The organism is Chthonomonas sp., assembly GCF_035294165.1.
GTDB lineage: Bacteria > Armatimonadota > Chthonomonadetes > Chthonomonadales > Chthonomonadaceae > Chthonomonas.
Genome location: NZ_DATGLN010000207.1, coordinates 130,316 through 148,866 on the forward strand (window position 1 = coordinate 130,316; position 18,551 = coordinate 148,866).

Genomic DNA, 18,551 nt, shown 5'->3' on the forward strand with positions numbered 1-18,551 from the left:
CTTTTGCTTTTTCTATAGCATACCGTACGGAGAGGATAAGGACGAGGTTTCAGCATTTTTTGTTTTGGACGCTCATGGTGCTGTGGTTGCAGGCCACATTTTTGCCTTCTGCCGTAGCTGCGGCTGGTTGGGTTGCAGTTGTAGACTGCGCTGTGCGGCCAGTCGGGCCTCTGCCCAATGATGATGGGAGGCGTAGAAGAGTGCTAAGCGGTTCCAGAGCAGGGCGCTATTGGGTTGACGCCCTATGCGCATCTGCAGTTGCGAAAGTTTTAAGCGAAATTGGCTTTCCCTGTAGAACCGCTCTAAGGTCGCTTTTGATTCGGCAGATTTTCGTTCTAATGCCAAAGTTCTGCCTAGTGCAAATAGGGTTTGAGTATCGTTAGGGTTTAATTGAAGGGCCTGGCGAAATGCCTGTTCGGCATCGGGCAATTTGTTCATGAGGAGATATAGCTGGCCGAGCTGATAGGAAGCGCTGTAGGCCTTCACCGGGTCGTTTAGTCGCTCAATAGCCGCTTTAAGGAGCCTTATCGCGGTCGCTTGCTGAGTGGGGGACGTTGATGAGGTAGCAAGGAGCGTGCCTTCTGCAGCTAGAACTTCTGGATTGTGAGGGGATAGGTGATAGGCTTTTTGAAGCACGGTTTTAGCCTCTGCGAAACGTCCCATCTGCTGAAGGATGGTGGCGAGGTTGAGAAGATACGATACGCGGTTAGTGGACAACGCCACAGCCTTTTGGGCCGAGGAGAGGGCGTGTTGGAGATCGCCTTGTTGAAAAAGCGCTTTTGAGAGACCATACTGGGCCTCTGCGTTGTGCGGATTCAGCGATAGAGCATGCCGGAATACGGCTATAGCCTTCACCCTGTCACCAGTTTGTAAATAGAGTTTGGCGAGAGTTGACCATGCAGTCGAGGAGCGCGGGAGCGCTTCTATCATCTGTTGGGCAAGTGCAAGGGTGTTTTTCATATCGCGAGTCCGTTGCGCGCAGCGGATGGCGCCAAACCAAGCTGTCTCGTTGGTCGGCTGCCGTTTGGCCGCATGGATATAGTCTTGAAAAGCCTCCTCATCATGCCCTTGAGCCTCCATGCGGGCGGCCAGCTCCACGAAAGCATCAGGATCGTCGTCATGGCGAATCGTGTAGCGGAGAAGCGAAGGAAGCGAAAGATGGTGAAGCCAGAATCGGTGTCCGAAATCGGAGCAGAGCAACAGGGTAGCTAATCCTCCAAGCCCGATTAGAATGATGGCAAAAGCGAGTAACACCCGTTTCATTCTTCCGTGCCGGTATCTTCTCGAATCGTGATATAGCGATTAAACCTAGATACAGAAATATCATCTACCTTACCGCTTGGCCAGTGGACAGAGAGCTTCACCGGGGTTCCATTGTGAGTACCTAACCCAAAAAGGACTCGTGGGTCACATGCGCTAAGATAGCTTCTGCCGGTTTGAACCTCGCGCATTTGTCTCGTATCACTCGTTTCCAGATAGATACGGGTTCCAATAGCGTCACGATTGCTTTTTGTTCCAACCAGCTTAAGTCCTAACCAGAGATTCGACGTAGGTGTTTCGTTGTGCAGCAGAAGGGTATGCCCTTCCAGATCGACCACTAAGGCATCGGGTTTGCCATCGTTGTCGTAATCTCCTATGGCAAGCCCGCGCCCTACAATAGGTTGCAAGAAAGCGGGTCCTACTTCGCTCGAGACATCACGGAAAGTGCCATCACGGCGATTTTGAAAAGCCTGCATAGTTTGCCGATAGGTTGCCGGGGGATGGAACTGATAGATCGTATCTTGCACATGGCCGTTGGTAAAGAGAAGGTCAAGCCATCCGTCTAGGTCGAAGTCTGCCCATGCCACTCCGAAAGCGAGGCGTTGGGTGGTATCTGCAAGGCCGGCAGCATAACTTACAAATTTAAACAGCCCATTGCCTTCATTATGATAGAGAGCGCGTGGCTGATCCTGGAACGTGGCCACGATCAGATCGAGATAGCCATCGTTATCATAGTCGCCCCAATCTACGCCCATACCAGCTTGAGGATTTCCATTGGCATCGTAAGCGGTGCCGGAGAGCAATCCCACGTTTTCAAAGCCGGTATGACGATTATGCCAGAGATCGGCAGCGAGACCGTCGTTAGCAACGTAGAGGTCTTGCCAACCATCGTTATCATAATCTGCGGCAGCTACGCCAAGATTGTTGCCATGGCCTTTATCAAAGCCCCACATCCGGGTAACATCGGTAAATTTATTGTCATGATTGTACCGAAATACACGAACAAATTGTGGATCGTAGTAGAACGGCGGGCAGGCGGCTTGCACACTACCGTAGCGGCATGTTTGTAAGGAGTGCGGGGTGAAGGTGACATAGTGTCCGACGACTAATTCAAGCACTCCATCTCGATCCAGATCAGTGAAGGTTGCGCTTGTCGCCCAGTCATAAGGGCTGACCGCTTCCATACCTGAGCCTTGGGTTACGTCTTCAAAATAACCTTCATGATTATGTAAGAGAACGTTGCGACCGTAGCCTGTTAAGAAGACGTCGGGCCAGCCGTCGTTATCATAGTCGCCTACAGCAACTCCCATGAACATGCCTTCCACAGTAAGACCAGCTTCTTTTGTACATTCTCTAAAAGTTCCGTTCCTATTGTTTTGATAAAGGGCGCAATAGGGTTGACCAACGAGGAGAACATCAAGGAAGCCATCATTATCAAAATCGAGAAATGCACAGCCACATCCTGCTGTTTCTAGAATATTCAAGGGCGAACGTCCATGATGGCCTAGTTGAAAGCAAATACCGGCATCGCGGGCGCGGTCGAGTAGACGGAAAGGGGAATGCTGGGATCTTAGTCTAGACGGGTCGCCGGATGGGCGAGAGGGTCGGCAACTCGGCACGAGCGAACAGAGGGTGGAGCACAGGCCATATTTCAGAAAGCTACGGCGGGAAGGCTTATGTTGACCGAGCCGATTTACCAGTTTCGATATGTTCATGCGGCTATGCGTGGTCATTTTCACGGTTCAATGGGAAGCGATAAAGAGTGAATTGGGTTTGCCCATAGAGAGCGCTGTGTGACCAGTTAAACCAGTTGGTATGATTGGTGCATTGAACAAAATAACAGTTGGGCCCTCGGAAAAGAAGTTGGCTGGTTGTATGAGTAGTGATTTGGAAAAGCAGTTCAAAACCGCCAGGTCGTGGTATATACCGCCATATACGTGTTGCACCTAGTGTGTTAGATTGCGCCATGTAAAGGTGGGAACCGTAAACATAGAGCTGCAGTGGGGCATTGCCAACGGCCGGTAACTCCTCCAGCACATGAATCGCTTTTTCGGACAGATTCGCATAGACGATGCGATAATGGTCGGGAAAGGTAGAGTTGTTCCACGGCTCGAATACATTTTGAATCCAATAAAAGTTGCCTTCATACAGGATTGGGGGGTACTGGCTATTGTAGGCATCAATTTGGCCTATGGCTTTCCCGTTGTCATCAAAAAGACAAAGGCTATTGCGAAAAATACGGATGCGGCTTGCGGTACGTTGAATAACGGTTCGGGTTTGATGGGTAGGCCATTCCTGCAAAATGCCAATGTAAGGCGGCAAGCAAAAGATTTGACGAGCATTTGGAATGTTTTGGGCCAAGGTAGCTGTTTGCCTGCTTGGCAAGTTCATACGTATGAGAGCAAACCGATGTTTGGTTGTAGGTACTTGTGCTGTTAGCCAGTAGATAGCATGGTCGTTTGCGGCAACGGGGTAAAGCTGTTCGTGGCCTAGGGAGATAATAGGATTGAAATTTGGCAGTAGTGTTTCTGTTTTACCATTTTGAAGAGATATCGTGATGATTTTTGCGGACGGACGGGTTGGCGTTATCGCAGGGAAGTAGAGAGCATATAGCATGTTATTTTCAGAATATATGGGAGTGACGTTGCCTTGTAGTATCGCGATAGTTTGGAGCTTTGGTTGTTGAATGGCGAGACGATGGATAAGAAACTTTCCTGGGCTACTTAGGTCGGCGGTATAGACGACACCGGGCAATACTGCTAGAACCAGACTATCTGGTAGATTTGTGACGGCCTGTAAGGGTGTTTGATGAGCTGCTTTTCTGATGATCAGAAAAAGCAGAACCACTGCGCTCAACAAGACGAGAGTAGCGATAAAGAGGGAACGATGACGCTCCATCATTTCTGTCCTCGTTGGTGGGCATACACTCGTGGATCGGGTCGGATAGCATCTCCCTCACGCAGCCAATAGAAGCGGTCTACCGCTAGAGGGCCGTGAATAATTTGCCGTTGCCCACTAAGCCATCGGATTTCGATCATTTCCACCTTGGTGGCAGCACCTAGTCCAAAGAAAAGACGTTTATCGCTACTCGAAGCATAGCTACTACTAAGACGGCATTCGGCGAAATAGCGTTTGCCAGAGGCGGTTACCCATACCAACGAGCCGGCTCCATCTCGATTCGTGCGTGTGCCCTCAAGCCTCAATGTAATCCAGTGATTCGGGTCTTTACTTTCATTGTGGAAGAGCTGGGCTGGGGCATTGTGGTTATTTACCAAGATATCTAGCTTTCCGTCGTTATCATAGTCGCCGACGGCGAGGCCACGAGTGACCATTGGGACGGTGAGATCGTCCACGTCCTGCGTGACGAGATCGAACGTTCCGTTGCCTAAATTATGAAATAGTTGCTTAGGTTCGGCATAGGTAACCCCAGGCGAGCGATCGGCAATGAGAGGATCAACATGACCATTACCGAAAATCAAATCTTTCCAACCATCGCGATCATAATCAATGAACTCAACGCCAAAAGCGAGGGTGTTGAGGGTTGCCGACCCGATGCCGGATTGATAGGTTGCATCATCGAAATAGCCTAAAGAGGTGGCACGATACACCGAATCGGGTTGACCGGAAAAATTGGTAACAACGAGACTCTCCCAGCCTTCATTAGTATAGTCTCCCACAGCAATGCCCATGCCGGATAGAATGCGGCCATCTGTTCCGGCAGCTACCCCTGCTTGTAGGGCGACGTTGCGAAAACGGCCGTTTCCGTCGTTGTGAAGGAGGACGTTGGGCATGAGGTCGTTGGCAATATAGATGTCTTCCCAACCGTCATGATCGTAGTCTAACCAAACGACGCCTAGCCCACGACATTGGAGTACATCGAGACCAGCTTGCTTGGTTACATCGGTAAAAGTACCATCCCCATTATTACGATACAGCGTGGGTGTTTCTGTGGGATAGACCTCGGGGGAGCAGTAGTCACGCCGACCCTTATCGTCTTTGCAGACAATATCGGTAGAGGGGGTCCAGGGCACGTAATGAAGCACGATGAGGTCAAGATTACCATCATTATCGTAGTCACCGAAAGCAGCAGAGGTCGCCCAGCGATTTTTACCGCGTTCACCTACGCCGGCGCGTTCGGTGACATCCTGGAAACCTCCTTTGCGGTTGTTTTGCATAAGAAAACATCCGTTGTAGCCGGTGATGAAGATGTCTGGATAGCCATCGTTATCAAAGTCTCCTACGGCAACGCCTTGGGCATAGCCCTGGTCAAAATCAAGCCCTGCTTCTCTAGTGACATCGGTGAATGTTCCGTCCCCATTATTGCGATAGAGGGCACAGCGGGGCCGTGGCCCTGGGTTGAACTGACCGGGTGGTGTGCCCGACTGTACCAGGAAGATATCGAGAAGCCCGTCGTTGTTGTAGTCTAAGAAGGCGCAGCCGCCAGGAGTTGTCTCGATAAAGGCGAATTTCCCGCTGGCTCCGTTGGTTTCGATAAAATGTATGCCGACTTGCTGGGCAACATTCCGAAAGAGCAGGTTGTGTTGAACCGGGCGCACAGGATCGCTACCGGAGAGAGGGTGTTGATCGTTTAAAGAGAGCGTTCGGCAACCGGTGAGAGTAGCAAGAAGGCCTAGAAAAAGATCACGACGACTAGGTATGTGCTTCATAAGGAGGAACCTGAATGGACTTGCATTTTGCGTTGTAGGGAGAGGGCTTGGAATAGTGCCTTTTGAATTTCAGGATCGTGTGGTTTCAAATTATCGGCAGTGCGCAGAAAGAGCAATGCAGCTTTTGGTTCGTTGCGTTGAATTTCGAGGCGGCCTAATTGAAGGAGGAGAGCCACATTTTGCCGATCGGTAGAGTAGCGGCGTAGCAGAGAGGTCTCTTCCGCTTGCAACATGCTTTCGCGTTGATATTCGGCGAGAGTTGTTGTAGCGTCCTTGTTATCACCGAGCATAAGTTGAACTTGTGCGAGAGTATAGAGAGCGGCAATGTAGTGAGGCTTTTCCCGAATCGCTTTTTGGAGATAGGGAAGAGCCGCCTTTAGGCGATGCTCATTAAAATAGAGACGACCCAGTTCGAAGTTCGCTTCAGGGTAGTGAGGGTTCAAGAGTAGCGCTTGCAGAAGATATTGTTCGGCCTGATGTTGGCTTGAAGGGTCCACAGAGCGTCGAGCATAGATATAGCCTAACCAGTAATAAGGTTCAGGATGAATTCTGGCCAGTTGCAAAACAGATAGCAGCACCTGTTGCGCTTGGTTATAGTTGCCGGTGAGCGCTAAAACTTTAGCATAAGTGAGTTGTATCTGTGGATCTTTGGAATAGGCTTGTGAGGCGACACGAAGGTGTTGAATGGCAGATAGCGCATCATTACGCTTCGCAGCTAAGATGCCGAGGCACAGGTGGGCACGCGGGCAGTTAGTGTCTAATTTTAGCTCATGCTGTGCATCTCGTTCTGCCGACACCTCCAGGCCGACGAGAGCTTCCGCTTCTGCAAGGCGACACCATGCATGTTTTGCGGTAGGCAAAAGCTTAAGGTATTTGTGCCAAAAATCTATGGCCGCGAGATTATCATTTTCATGCATGGCCATTTCTGCTAGAGCACGGTAGGGCGGTGGATAGCGAGGATCACGCCGAATCGCAGCGATATAGGCCTGTTGCGCCTGTTGCATCAGCCCAATTGCTTCGAGGTTACGCCCTCGTTGATATTCGAACACTGCAGGTGAAGGTCGTAATTCAAGCCAAACGCCGAGCAATAAACCTACCATGCCCGCTATAGGCAGAACATAGCGGGCATGGACTACGAATTTATGCGGCATAAATGCCGTATGCATCGTGATTACTTATAGAGCGGGCACAGATTAGAATCGGTATCGCCCGTTTGTTGGCCCCAATCACCCGAGGCGATTTCACGACCGAAGCCATTATACTGGGGGCCACCTGCGGGACCTTTAGGCAGAAAAACGGCTGCGAACTTCTCTGCCTTTACGTGTCCATCGAAGAATGCCCAGTTGCCCATACCACCGTTTGGCTTTACCTGTGTGGGATCGTTGCTTCCAGGATTGATCGAGCCACGATGCTGGAAGAAGCCCGTACCCCATTGGCAAGCAGGAGGATTGTTGATATGGGCGACCCAGTCACCGAGGTCATTATCTTGCCAGAGCGATTCTAGCATCATTACCTCTTCGGCAGGATGGTGCAGGGCAGCCATTTGTGGCCCTGTTTGATCGTAGATCAGAACCCCATTAGAGGCATATGAGGTCATGAAGTTCTTATCGTTTTCCTCGGTGGGGATATTGCGATTCGGATTCGACGGGCACTGCCATATCTGATAGTTTTTAATGTAGGGGAAGGTGACCGTTTTGTAGCCTATAATATGGCCATTTACCGGGTCCCCATCTACGTTGCCTGGCAAACGAACGATACGACTGCCCGGAAACGTCTCATCGTAGTCTTGCGCATACATCTCCATGCCTAAGGCGATCTGTTTGAGGTTGGATAGGCAGGTTGCTATACGTGCCGACTCACGGGCCTGTGCGAACACAGGAAACAGGATTGCTGCCAAAATCGCTATGATGGCGATAACGACAAGCAGCTCTATTAGTGTGAATGCAGATGATCTTCTTAACACTTTCGATCCTCCTTCTTGAAATTTAGGTGTTGTATTTAATTGCATTGTGAACCTCTTAAGCATGACCTGAGAGAACTGATGACTAAAACTTTTTATTGACCACCTCCTCCCATATGTGCGTAAGGTGAATTCGAGATGGAGGCACTATTTCCGTTCTCCATCATCTGATAAGTTGAACGTGCTTGAGGGGGCAATTGCGGTTTTTCGGGTTTTTGCCACATAAAACTGCTCCACCGAATGCCCCAATAGGCAAGTAGAAGAGCAATGACAAGGAACGCGATGGCGAACCCTAACCTCTTCTTTTGGACTTCATCCATAGCCTGCTTTCTCCTTTGACTACCTAAGTAGCTTTTATTTCGAGTCTTGGTCGTGGGGGGATGAGACCGCATGATTTGAGGGAGATGACTTTGTCACTTCTGCCCCTTCGGGGTGGGATACAGACGATTTTTGTTTTGAGGAAGGGGCGGATGGCGTTTGTGGTGCAGGGCCGGGACGCGCAGAATTATGGAGTGGAATACCGCCTAGTGGTGCTTCTGTGGCCCGATAAAGTATGAGTGCAGCGATGCCGATTACAATAATAACGATAGCGATGGCTAGAAGCGGATTCACCTGTGTTTTCATTTATGTGAATCTCCTGAAGTTAAGGCGTGAAGACGCTCTTGATAAAAATGGGCAGTTGCAAGAGCACCGGCACCCTTATATATCTCTACAGCGGCTTTCAGTGCTATCGGGTTTGTCGGTGCAGTTTGTAGTACAGAGTTCATGATCTTGACCGCCCCTTCATGATTTCCTATCTCCACCTCGGCTTGGGCTAAAGCGATCGCGGTAGCGATATCATTGGGCCGTGCTACCGCGCGTTTGAGAAGGGTATTATAGCGAGCTGTAAGACTACTTATACGCTGATATTGTTGAAGCATCGCACTTGCCTTTAAACGGTCGCCGATGTTGCGATAGGCGGTCGCAAGGTTATAAGCACATTCTGCAGAACGATCACCTTGGAGCCATGCCTTATGGAGAACCGCAATCGCTTTTTGGTTATTGCCACTTAGAAGGTAAAGACGGCCAAGTTCCTCTCGAGCATCGGTGCGGGACGGATCGAGTTGTTGGAGTTTTTCAAAGGCTTGGATGGCCGTTTGAAGGTTTGATGGTGTTGGATCTCGACGAGCGTAGTCCCACCCGAGCACATAATAGGCTGTCGGATAGTTGGGGTTACGTGTAATAACGCCGCGAATGGTGTTTGCTGCACCGTCGAGATCGGCATCATCAAGTTGGGCTTGCGCTAAGGAGGTCGCGATCTTTACATCGTTGGGTGCCAATGCCGCGGCCCGGCTCAGTTCTGAAATTGCCTCTTTGTGATCCTGTTGATTACCATAGGCGATGCCGAGTAGCGCATGCGCGCGTGGGCAATCTGGTTCTACCTTCACAGCTTTGCGGGCAGTTTCAAGCAACTTCGCTTCTTGCCCGGTCAGCGCGTAGGCCTCAGCGAGGTAGCAGAGTACATGAGGCGTGGTAGGGGCGAGAGCGTAAAGATGACTTAAGAGAGGTATGGCTTGCTCAGGATGCCCCGTTTGAAGGTAGAGGTGAGACAGGAGTTGATAGGCTTCGGGGCGCAGTGGATTTTGGATGAGCGCCTGTAACCAGGCATGTTCCGCGTCGGCTAAACGCTGCTGATGTAGCGCAGTGATCCCGTTGTTGATGGTCTTAAAGTAGCGCCGGTTAGCAAGGTATCCGGCTTCTAAGCGAATCGCTGCAAGCAGAAGGATAAGCAAACCCCCTACTAACAGCACTCTTGTCGCCGGTGTGTGCGTTTTTATATGTCCTAACCGTATAGAGACCATCTCAATTTCGCTCTCGGCGGAAGTATGCCTGTATGGACACTCAAACAGGTTCGTATCATTTTCTATATGTCAATATTATAGCGCACCTTCCTTTAATTTGTCAACTGTGGCCACAGAAAGCGATACTGAAGCAAGAAATCATTTATTCTGGCTGGTGATGATCTGTACATTCTCTGGATAATGAACTTTTGCCTAGAGTGAATAGTTGAGCGATACGAGTAGCACTTTATGGGATTCCTGTGGCAAGAGCGTATTTCATCGTAGACGAATAGTCACACGTGCACCCGGTTTGTCCAGCGTGAACTGGGTCGTTTGCACCTTGCCGTTTGCCGTAACGGTAACCGTGTAGTCGCCTAAGAAACCGCGTACAGTGCAGAGGCCTTGGGCATTTGTTTGAAGCTGCTCATCGGTCCACCAACGATGGAATACCATTTCCTCCCAAGCCTCACCAACCGGACGAAGGTGCCAATCTCTGGAGAAGAGGGCAGCTTGAGGAATCCAATGAGCTCCTGCCCAAAAGCCCCACATCACTATGCCCGAAACGGCAGGGTGACTAAAGGCCGCTATGAGGAAATCCCGCATGTATTGTGCTTGGCTCTGGGGATTTGGGACGTTGATGTCTAGTTCAGTTACCTCGATAGGGAGACCGAACTTGGCAAAGCGGTCAAGAATTTGGAGAATAAGGGTAGGTGGCGTAAGAGAACTGTTAAAGTGGCACTGCACTCCAATGCCTTGTAAGGGGGCATGGTGATCGAGGAGATATTGGATGATCTCGGCGTAACGGTTTTGGTGATTAATGTCTGTTCCTCCGACCTCTAAGATATTATATTCATTGACGAACAGGCGGGTGGTTGGGTCTACCTCATGAGCAAGTTGATACCAGTGCACAACAGCATCAAGGCCGCCAAGGGCATCATAAACCTCGTGGTTATCTACCGGCTCGTTCACCACATCCCACTCCAAGCATTGGCCTTTTAGGGCACCTAGCTCATCACGGATGTGGTCGTCTATGGCCTGCGCGAGCGCACTTGGATTGTTTTGCAGTGCAGTTACGGAATCTGGCATATAGCGCCACGAAGGCCAGACGAGATTGTGGCCGCGTACAGAGATATGGTGTTCGTTGAGCCACTGTACCGCTCTCGGACCGGTCTGGCGGTCGAACGCCCACCACTGCCATTTCAGTTGGTTTTCTATGGTGGCGCGGTTGAAGAGCTTGAGGATCGTCTGCCGATACTTCTCATCATCTGGGGTATTACCTAAAAGGTCTACCGCATTAACGGCAGAGCCGAACGGAAAGGCATGTCGTAGCATGGCAACATGTACGTGGGCATCGGATATGGGCTTACCGGCAGAATCGAGCACCTCTATGGTAATGGGCGCCATGCGGATTCGGCGAATGCGGGCCTCGGCCTCTTTGCGCCAAGCGGCGTCCGGCTCCTCCCCATCGTAATGAATCGGGGTGGTGGGGAGTTCGTCTACAGAGACCTTGGAACCGTAATCACGCAGTTCGATGCCGCCAATAAGGATCGTTTGCGGAGCGTAGCCAAGACGGAAACAGACATGGGCTTCTCCCGGAGCATAGTCTTCTGCAGCTTGGAAAGGAACGTAGAATTTCTGCCATTTAGCCCCACAATTGACCTCGAACTCCGCCGACTTTGTATAGGGGTCGCCTGCTCTCTCAAAGACGAACTCGGTTCGAGCTTCGTGTTCACTAAGAGAACGGGCGTAAAAGATGCCTAGCAGCGCATCCCCTTTATGCACCGGGGCGACGGTTGGGATGACGATTTGAGCTTCCCAAGTGTTTTGGGGTTTTGAGAGGGTATGTAGTTCGATGGCTTCGGTGAAAGGTTGTGTTTGCACCGAAACCACTTTCCCTTGAAGCGTGTTCGGCACGCTGTTGAGCCAAGCAAGCTGGGGTGCGCCTTCCGGTAGAATGCGGGTGTAGGGCGGTAGACCTGCATCCGAATGCGTAACGAAAGCGCCGAGCAACAGGACAAGAGCTATTTCTAGTATTGTACGCATTGTGTTTAAATATCTCCCTTCTTTTTCCATCCTCTTTGTGCCTCAACGGCCAGCAGCAGCGCGACGCCAACGAAGAACCAGCCCACGCGGTCTTCCATACCCATAAGGCGCACACCACTTAGCAACACGGTGATGACCGCAACGCCGAGTGCGGTACCGAGTATGGTAGCTTGACCACCCGTGATCGCGGTGCCACCAAGAACGACAGCCGTAATGGCCTGTAGTTCCAGATATTGACCGGCGTCGGGGGTGGCGGTGGCTTTTAGTGCTGCATCAATGATGGCCGCCAAACCGACGCATAGGCCGCTAAGCATATATACCCAAAGCTCGATGCGCGCTGTGGGAACGCCGGAGAGATAGGTGGCCCGACGATTGCCTCCGAGAGCTAGAACGCTACGGCCAAAAGAGGTGCGCCGTAGAAGAACCCAACTAAAAACGATGCCGATAACGCTAACCCACAAGAGAACCGGCAGACCGGCAAAGAGCGTGTTATCGAACAGTTCGTTTAGGGAGAGGGGGATTGCTGAAATGCTCCCGCCGTTGTAGACCATCGTAGCGCCGGCTCGGGCAGCGGCATAGCTCGCCAAGGTAACCAGTATAGATGGCATACGGGCACGTCCGATGAGCACGCCGTGCAAGGCTCCCACGAGGAGGCCCACGCCCAACGCGGCAAGGCACGCGATGATGGTCGAGCCACCATGGAGCAGCACGATGCCCAACACCATGCCGCTGAGGCCAAGCAGAGACCCTACAGAAAGGTCAATTCCCCCTGTGGCGATGACAACAGTCATGCCCAGAGAGACCAACATCAGCTCGGCAGACTGTTTGGTGAGGAGACGTATGTTGGCCCATGTTGCGAAGTCGGGTGCTCTCCAACTGAAGAAGGTGACGATGAGCACGAAGACGAGAGCCACTCCGGCTTCTGGCGGGAGGGAGCGCATTTTAGGCATTAGACCGTCTCCTCCTGCAGGTTTATGTTGGCGCGCCGCAGGCGTTCCAAAATAGCGGTCAGGAGGATGACACCGCCAGTGATGACTCCATATTGGCTGACGGGACGGCCGGTAAGCACGAAAGCATCGCGCAGCAAGGCAAGAAGCACGGCCCCCAGAGCCGCACCCACAACAGAACCTTCCCCGCCGGTAATTCGGGTTCCTCCCACGACACAGGCCGCGATGGCGTCGAGTTCAGTGCCCTGCCCAACACTAGCTTGGGTAGTGTTATTAAAGGCCATAACAATGAGGCCGGCGAGACCTGCGCAGAGGCCGCAAAGCAGATAGGCGCGTCGTTTCACTTTCTCTATAGGCACGGCCGAGAGCCTGGCGGCCATCTCATTGCCGCCTACAGAGAGGAGCCAACGCCCGAAGGTGGCGCGTTGAACAAGAAAAGTAAAGAGCAGGGTAATCGCTACAAGCAATAAAACAGGAACCCAACCGGAGCCGATGCGATTGAAGGCATGGGGAAAAGGGCCATAGCTGTGATCGTGTGTAAGAATGCCTGCCCCATGTCGGAAGATCAGAAAAGTTGCCAGCGTGGCGAGAATCGGTGGCATACGCCGCCAAGTAATCAACATGCCGTTGAACCAGCCAGCACAGGCACCGGCCAAGAGGCCGACGGCAGCAGCTATCGGCCACGGCCAGCCCAACGTGAGAACGGTGGCTGCAGCACAGCTAGACAGAGCTAACGTAGAGCCGACGGAGATGTCAAGCCCGGCGGTAAACAGAGGCAACGCCTCACCGCAAGCGAGAATGCCGATGTAGGCAGCGCTCTCGCCTAGGGCTGTTAGATTGCTTTCCGTGCGAAAAGCGGGCACAAAAAGGCCCATGATGAGTGTGGTAATAAGCAAAAGGAGAAGAACAGGAAGCTCGCGCGGAGCTTTCCAGGTGGTGCGCATAGACATCCTACTTAAGTTCAGATTGCAATATTGTGACACATTCTCATCGAATTGTCTAGAACGCATCGTTCCATCTGTCTGGCTTGGAAGTTGTGGCTTCTGTGATCTAGAGAAAAGCAGGCTACGCGCCGATAATAGTTTGGGAAGGTGCATGTGTGATGACAAAAGGAGCTGCGTTCAATAACCTCTCGTTCTCGTTCTACACCACACACGGCACGTTCCACATAAAGAAGAAAGATCCGCTAGGGGCACGCTTCCGTGGCAGAAATTCTATCTCAAGAAGAGATTGAGGCACTGTTAGCCTCGTTGTCAAGCGATGGCACGGAGACCGCATCGCCTACTACAAATCGAACCAGCCATAATAGCGGTAGTCAGGCAAAACCTTCCTCACCTTCAGGACCGCTACGACGCGAACAGCGTGGACCGATCGCTTACGAAATCTACGATTTCCGCCGACCCGATAAGTTCGCCAAAGACCAGCTGCGCACGCTCCAGATGCTTCATGAGACCTTTGCACGTCTCTACGCCTCTTCTCTGTCGGCCTATCTGCGGGTGCCGGTGCATGTTGATCTCGTTTCCGTGGAGCAGGTGCCGTATGAGGAGTACATACGCTCCCTCTCGAGCAGCATCATCAATGTGTTCAGTATGGCGCCGTTGGCCGGACAAGCGATTTTAGAGGTAGAGCTGAACGTGATCCTCTGCATGATCGATCGCCTGCTTGGTGGGCCGGGCAGCGTGGTAAAAAGCTCCAGCGTGCTTACCGACATCGAGAAGGCGCTTACCGATTCGATCATCAACCGGGCGTTGAAAGACTTTCGGACGGCCTGGGAAGGCATTGCCCAATTCAATCCAAAACGGGAAACGATGGAGACCCAAGCGCAGTTTGTGCAGATCGTTCCACCAAACGACGTTGTCGTCTCCATTCTTTTCGAGGTTAAGGTGGGAGAGCTGCGAGGTGCCATGTCCATCTGTATCCCTTACTTGCTGCTTAAGCCCATTACCGGCAAGCTTAGCGCCCAGAGGTGGTTCTCAAGCAGCTTGCGTAAAAACGTTGGTCGCCACGCACCGGTGCTGGCACAGCGCATAGCGAAAACCCATCTTACCTGTGCTGTGCGGCTTGGCAGCGCCCAGATGACGGTGCAGCAGTTGCTCGCCCTGAAAGAGGGGGATATCGTGACACTCAATCGCAAGCAGAATGAGGAGGTGGAGGTTCTCATCGGCGACAAGGTGAAGTTTCGTGCCCAGCCGGGGGTGCGCGGTAAAAAGCTCGCCATCCACATCACCCGTGTCGAGCCTGAGACGGATCAGGAAACTCTGCTAACGCATAAATCCACATCGTCTCGCCGCTCTTCCAAAATGAAAAACGCTGTTTAACGATTAGGGAGGTTATCTATGCCCGAACTTCTTCCAAAAGAGCTGGATACACTTAAAGAGCTTTTCTCAAATTTCTGCTCGTCCCTTGCGCTGAGTTTATCAGAGCAGATCAATCAAATGGTCGAGTGGGAACTTATCGCGTTCAACGAAATTCCGGTGCAGAGCCTGCTCAATCGAACGGAGACCGTTCTGTCTACCACATTTAGCCTAAGCCAACCGTATAGTTCTGAAGCGATACTTTGGTTTTCCGAGCGCGATGCAACGATCCTTTCCGATCTGGCGGCGGGACATGAGGGAACCGAGCCATCAGCACTAGATGCCACGCAATTAGAGCCTATATCTACCACCTTGCGCGGAGTTGTGCGCGGATTTGCCAACGCCATAGGTAATGTGCAAGGAGAAGCTATTGAGGTAGAGAGCTGTGCAACTTTGCTTGGGCCTTTGAACCTCCCTCCGGTATTTGCCCTAAGCGAAGGCGCCGTACAGGCTCAATTTTCCATTAACATCCCCGGCCTTGAAAGCCTTGATGCCACACTGCTCTTTACTCCAGACCTAGCTCGCGCGCTGCTAAGCATCGCCGTCGAGGTGGAGGAAGGTGCCAGTGGAGAGGAGAGCGAACTAACAACGGTAGGAAGTGAGCCTGCAGGAGGCGGTGAAACCCCTGGCCTAGATGGGCTTTCCCTACTTCCTTCCTTTGACCCAAATCATGATGAAGACCTGCCAAAGGGTATCTCACTGCTACTCGACATACCGCTTGAGGTTACGGTGGAGCTAGGGCGTGTGCGCATGTTGATACGCGACGTGCTTGAACTAGGAGCCGGCTCGATTGTCGAGTTGGATCGCGTCGCCGGGGAACCGGTTGACCTGCTTGTCAACGGCAAGCTGATCGCCAAAGGCGAGGTGGTGGTTATTGAGGATAACTTCGGCATTCGTGTTACCGAAATCCTCAGTCCGGCGGAACGGGTGACAAGCTTAGGCAAAGCTAGTTAAGGAGAGCGACATGAAGAGAAAGGGCACTGTAACTTTTGTTTTGATCTGTGTGGGAGGATGCATCGTTTTGGCGACAAGGGTATTTGCGCAGCCCCCACAAATCGGTGGAAAAGGCCACTCCAGCACACCGAGCAAAAGTTCGTCGGCCACGAAAACGGCGGTTCATGCCGGAGGGAAAGGCTCCGTGCCGAGCCATGCGCACTCGCAAAAGGCGGTGGCCACTCCCTTACCAAAGCCCGTAGTGCGGGCTACAACCCCGGTAAAGGGAACCGATCCGCTCAGCCAGACGCGGCCCGATGCCCCCACACTTTCAGACAAATCTTTACGACCTTTAGATAGTCCTATTAGCGCCATAAGCGACGGTGGACGCATGCTGTTCTATCTTATTCCGATACTTGGGCTTATCGTGGGTGGAGTGGCATTAGCCCGAAAATTGCAGCACAGTGGCCAAACAAACTTCTCCTTCTCCACCTCACGTTTCAAGGTGGCATCTAGAGAGTCGGCACTGGGTTTATTGGCGAGGCTACAAGAGGGGCTTAAAAACCCGATACGCTCTCAATCTATACGAAGTCTAAAGGTCATAGAGACCTTAGCGTTGGGCAACACGGCTCTGCACCTTGTAGAGGCGCGAGGGCGGTTGCTGCTGATCGGAGCGGCGCCTGCCGGAGTAACCCTTCTGAAGGAGTTTGACAGGGGGAGCGAGGCAGATTTCGCATCCGATTTCCATGCGCTCGTTGAGGCTTCCGATATTCAAGGTACCGCTCTGCCCAATACCGAGATTGTGGACGAGTTAGATGAGCAGTTGCGGGAGGTTAGCTCTAAGTTGGCGCGTAGAGCGCGCCGATTGAGGACGGTGCGGGAAGTGGAGGCCGATATTGAGTAGGGTACGAACATATGGAGGCTTTTGTTGGAGGCTTGCCCTTTGCCTCGCCTTGGTAGGTTTGGGGCTGCTAGGCTGCTTCGGAGCGCACGCTCAGATGAGTGGCGTGCCTGTGCCTCACTTGCAGGTGGGCATCGGAAGTTCCAAGAACCCACAAGATGTTGCGGTAACGGTACAGATTTTGATTCTACTGACGGTGCTCTCTTTGGCGCCCTCCATCCTTATCATGATGACCTCTTTCACACGGCTTATCATCGTCTTCTCGCTCTTGCGAACGGCTTTGGGGGCGCCCCAAATTCCGCCTAATCAGGTGCTGGTGGGTTTGTCGCTTTTTCTCACGCTTTTCATTATGCGCCCGACGCTGCAGGCCATCAATCAGAACGCATTTCAGCCATACCTAAAGAAGCAGATCGGTATTGAACAGGCGATCCAGGGAGCAGAAGACCCTTTACGCGCCTTTATGATTCGTCAGACCTATAAGAGTGATCTCTCTTTCTTTCTCAATCTCTCTCACGCTCCGCGGCCGCGCACAGCTGCGGATGTGAGCCTAATAACGTTGATCCCTGCCTTTCTCACCAGCGAGTTAAAGACGGCGTTTATTATCGGGTTTTATATCTACTTGCCGTTTTTGGTGATTGATATTGTGGTAGCTAGCACCCTGATGAGTATGGGGATGATGATGTTGCCACCGACCATTATCTCCCTGCCGGCGAAACTCCTGCTTTTTGTGCTTGCCGATGGATGGACTTTGCTCATTGGATCGCTAGCACACAGTTTTCATTAGAAAAGTTTCGGCTTTAGCTGCATTGTCCAGCCAGTCTGCGCTTGCTCAAGCTGCAGGCTCTTTTTTTGTGTCTGGCGCGCCGAAGTAGGCGGAATTTGCATTGGGAAAGCAGGAACTAGAGGGCTAAGCGTGGAACTGTTATGCGGCTATATCCATACCGAAAAGGAGTGGTTGATGCTAAAGCATCCCGAAATTACGCAACGTCGCATTGAGCAGTTTGTGCAGCATACTTTGCGCCCGCAGCTTTGGGCAGAGAGCGTGCCGATGGAGGCAGCCGTCTATCGTCCACAGGGCGAATCGCCACGTGACTATCGTGAGATGAAGATAGACCCGGTAGCCGCGCAGCGGGCGGAGTACACACCGGTGAATCCGGGCTATCGTTGGGGGCCAATTTGGTCGGATGCCTGGTTTAGGCTGCAGGGGCGGATCCCGGAGGGTTGGCGCGGACAAGCGGTGGTTGCCCGCATTAACACGGGCGCCGAGGCGATTGTTTGGGAGGGGGATAACCCCGTTCAGGGAATAGATAATCATCATGGCGAATTGCTTGTAACCGAGGAGGCTCGTGGCGGAGAGGAGATCACGCTGTTTGTTCAGGCTACGGGCATGAACCCTTATGTGAGCGTTAGCGGGCGACCGCGCGATCCCGACCCGGCACCGTTTACCTTCCAATATGCCGAGTTAGCTCTTTATGACCGAGAGCTTTTTGCCTTCTATTTCGACGTCAACATCGCATATCAGGTTATGTTGGAGCAGCCCCAGGATAGCCCTCGCTACGGGCAACTGCTTTATGTGTTAAACGAGGTGGTTAATCTGTATGAGCCTGGGGATCGTGAGACCCTGCGGGAGGCACGCAGGCGATTGGCCGAGGTTTATCAGCGCCCA

16 protein-coding genes and 1 pseudogene are annotated in these 18,551 nt (G+C 52.2%); 5 read left to right on the forward strand and 12 right to left on the reverse strand.

What is annotated here, in order from left to right:
* Positions 1 to 72 precede the first annotated feature (72 nt).
* The 12 genes from VKV29_RS11660 to VKV29_RS11715 form a co-directional block, all read right to left on the reverse strand.
* Positions 73 to 1,263 carry a tetratricopeptide repeat protein gene (locus VKV29_RS11660; protein WP_324201483.1) on the reverse strand — a complete coding sequence of 397 codons (1,191 nt, stop codon included), beginning with the start codon at positions 1,261 to 1,263 and terminating at the stop codon, positions 73 to 75.
* Entirely contained in the window at positions 1,260 to 2,993 is a 1,734-nt protein-coding gene (locus tag VKV29_RS11665; RefSeq protein ID WP_324201484.1) for a CRTAC1 family protein, read from the reverse strand. The genes VKV29_RS11660 and VKV29_RS11665 overlap by 4 nt, the downstream gene beginning before the upstream one ends.
* Positions 2,980 to 4,161: a hypothetical protein gene (locus VKV29_RS11670; RefSeq protein WP_324201485.1), complete on the reverse strand. Its 1,182-nt coding sequence runs from the start codon at positions 4,159 to 4,161 to the stop codon at positions 2,980 to 2,982. Before VKV29_RS11670 ends, VKV29_RS11665 begins: the two co-directional genes overlap by 14 nt.
* The gene (locus tag VKV29_RS11675) at positions 4,158 to 5,927 is read right to left on the reverse strand and encodes a CRTAC1 family protein (protein WP_324201486.1); all 1,770 of its coding nucleotides are present in this window, start codon (positions 5,925 to 5,927) and stop codon (positions 4,158 to 4,160) included. The genes VKV29_RS11670 and VKV29_RS11675 overlap by 4 nt, the downstream gene beginning before the upstream one ends.
* Positions 5,924 to 7,093, reverse strand: coding sequence for a tetratricopeptide repeat protein (locus VKV29_RS11680; RefSeq protein ID WP_324201487.1), 1,170 nt, complete (start codon positions 7,091 to 7,093; stop codon positions 5,924 to 5,926). Before VKV29_RS11680 ends, VKV29_RS11675 begins: the two co-directional genes overlap by 4 nt.
* A 5-nt stretch (positions 7,094 to 7,098) precedes the next feature.
* Positions 7,099 to 7,890 (reverse strand): DUF1559 domain-containing protein, encoded by a 792-nt coding sequence (locus tag VKV29_RS11685; RefSeq protein ID WP_324201488.1) that lies wholly within the window; start codon positions 7,888 to 7,890, stop codon positions 7,099 to 7,101.
* Between the two features lie 92 nt (positions 7,891 to 7,982).
* Positions 7,983 to 8,207: a hypothetical protein gene (locus VKV29_RS11690; RefSeq protein WP_324201489.1), complete on the reverse strand. Its 225-nt coding sequence runs from the start codon at positions 8,205 to 8,207 to the stop codon at positions 7,983 to 7,985.
* A 34-nt stretch (positions 8,208 to 8,241) separates the two neighbouring features.
* Entirely contained in the window at positions 8,242 to 8,511 is a 270-nt protein-coding gene (locus tag VKV29_RS11695) for a hypothetical protein (protein ID WP_324201490.1), read from the reverse strand.
* Positions 8,508 to 9,728 carry a tetratricopeptide repeat protein gene (locus VKV29_RS11700; RefSeq protein WP_324201491.1) on the reverse strand — a complete coding sequence of 407 codons (1,221 nt, stop codon included), beginning with the start codon at positions 9,726 to 9,728 and terminating at the stop codon, positions 8,508 to 8,510. The genes VKV29_RS11695 and VKV29_RS11700 overlap by 4 nt, the downstream gene beginning before the upstream one ends.
* A gap of 255 nt (positions 9,729 to 9,983) precedes the next feature.
* Positions 9,984 to 11,750 carry an endo-1,4-beta-xylanase gene (locus VKV29_RS11705; RefSeq protein WP_324201492.1) on the reverse strand — a complete coding sequence of 589 codons (1,767 nt, stop codon included), beginning with the start codon at positions 11,748 to 11,750 and terminating at the stop codon, positions 9,984 to 9,986.
* A gap of 5 nt (positions 11,751 to 11,755) precedes the next feature.
* Positions 11,756 to 12,700 (reverse strand): ABC transporter permease, encoded by a 945-nt coding sequence (locus tag VKV29_RS11710; protein WP_324201493.1) that lies wholly within the window; start codon positions 12,698 to 12,700, stop codon positions 11,756 to 11,758.
* On the reverse strand, positions 12,700 to 13,641 hold the full coding sequence (locus VKV29_RS11715) for an ABC transporter permease (RefSeq protein WP_324201494.1): 942 nt from the start codon (positions 13,639 to 13,641) through the stop codon (positions 12,700 to 12,702). Before VKV29_RS11715 ends, VKV29_RS11710 begins: the two co-directional genes overlap by 1 nt.
* Before the next feature lie 258 nt (positions 13,642 to 13,899).
* On the opposite strand from VKV29_RS11715, the gene fliM reads away from it, so the two are divergent.
* From fliM to VKV29_RS11740, 5 genes and pseudogenes are all read left to right on the forward strand, one after another.
* A complete protein-coding gene (fliM, locus tag VKV29_RS11720; RefSeq protein WP_324201495.1) occupies positions 13,900 to 15,015 on the forward strand; it encodes a flagellar motor switch protein FliM in 1,116 nt (371 codons plus the stop codon).
* Positions 15,016 to 15,033: 18 nt separating this feature from the next.
* Positions 15,034 to 16,005: a flagellar motor switch protein FliN gene (fliN, locus tag VKV29_RS11725; RefSeq protein ID WP_324201496.1), complete on the forward strand. Its 972-nt coding sequence runs from the start codon at positions 15,034 to 15,036 to the stop codon at positions 16,003 to 16,005.
* A 10-nt stretch (positions 16,006 to 16,015) separates the two neighbouring features.
* Positions 16,016 to 16,888: a flagellar biosynthetic protein FliO gene (locus tag VKV29_RS11730; RefSeq protein WP_324201497.1), complete on the forward strand. Its 873-nt coding sequence runs from the start codon at positions 16,016 to 16,018 to the stop codon at positions 16,886 to 16,888.
* Positions 16,881 to 17,669: a flagellar type III secretion system pore protein FliP gene (gene fliP / locus VKV29_RS11735; RefSeq protein WP_324201498.1), complete on the forward strand. Its 789-nt coding sequence runs from the start codon at positions 16,881 to 16,883 to the stop codon at positions 17,667 to 17,669. Before VKV29_RS11730 ends, fliP begins: the two co-directional genes overlap by 8 nt.
* Positions 17,670 to 17,798: 129 nt before the next feature.
* Positions 17,799 to 18,551 (forward strand): annotated as a pseudogene (locus VKV29_RS11740) (hypothetical protein); the annotation flags it as partial.

Excerpts from the sequence above, each read along its gene's own strand:
- VKV29_RS11710 (WP_324201493.1), bottom strand. The coding sequence starts at position 12,700 with ATGCCTAAAATGCGCTCCCTCCCGCCAGAAGCCGGAGTGGCTCTCGTC.
- VKV29_RS11730 (WP_324201497.1), top strand. The coding sequence starts at position 16,016 with ATGAAGAGAAAGGGCACTGTAACTTTTGTTTTGATCTGTGTGGGAGGA.
- VKV29_RS11665 (WP_324201484.1), bottom strand. The coding sequence starts at position 2,993 with ATGACCACGCATAGCCGCATGAACATATCGAAACTGGTAAATCGGCTC.
- VKV29_RS11700 (WP_324201491.1), bottom strand. The coding sequence starts at position 9,728 with ATGGTCTCTATACGGTTAGGACATATAAAAACGCACACACCGGCGACA.
- fliN (WP_324201496.1), top strand. The coding sequence starts at position 15,034 with ATGCCCGAACTTCTTCCAAAAGAGCTGGATACACTTAAAGAGCTTTTC.
- VKV29_RS11680 (WP_324201487.1), bottom strand. The coding sequence starts at position 7,093 with ATGCATACGGCATTTATGCCGCATAAATTCGTAGTCCATGCCCGCTAT.
- VKV29_RS11715 (WP_324201494.1), bottom strand. The coding sequence starts at position 13,641 with ATGCGCACCACCTGGAAAGCTCCGCGCGAGCTTCCTGTTCTTCTCCTT.
- VKV29_RS11670 (WP_324201485.1), bottom strand. The coding sequence starts at position 4,161 with ATGATGGAGCGTCATCGTTCCCTCTTTATCGCTACTCTCGTCTTGTTG.
- VKV29_RS11660 (WP_324201483.1), bottom strand. The coding sequence starts at position 1,263 with ATGAAACGGGTGTTACTCGCTTTTGCCATCATTCTAATCGGGCTTGGA.
- VKV29_RS11705 (WP_324201492.1), bottom strand. The coding sequence starts at position 11,750 with ATGCGTACAATACTAGAAATAGCTCTTGTCCTGTTGCTCGGCGCTTTC.
- VKV29_RS11675 (WP_324201486.1), bottom strand. The coding sequence starts at position 5,927 with ATGAAGCACATACCTAGTCGTCGTGATCTTTTTCTAGGCCTTCTTGCT.
- VKV29_RS11695 (WP_324201490.1), bottom strand. The coding sequence starts at position 8,511 with ATGAAAACACAGGTGAATCCGCTTCTAGCCATCGCTATCGTTATTATT.
- VKV29_RS11690 (WP_324201489.1), bottom strand. The coding sequence starts at position 8,207 with ATGGATGAAGTCCAAAAGAAGAGGTTAGGGTTCGCCATCGCGTTCCTT.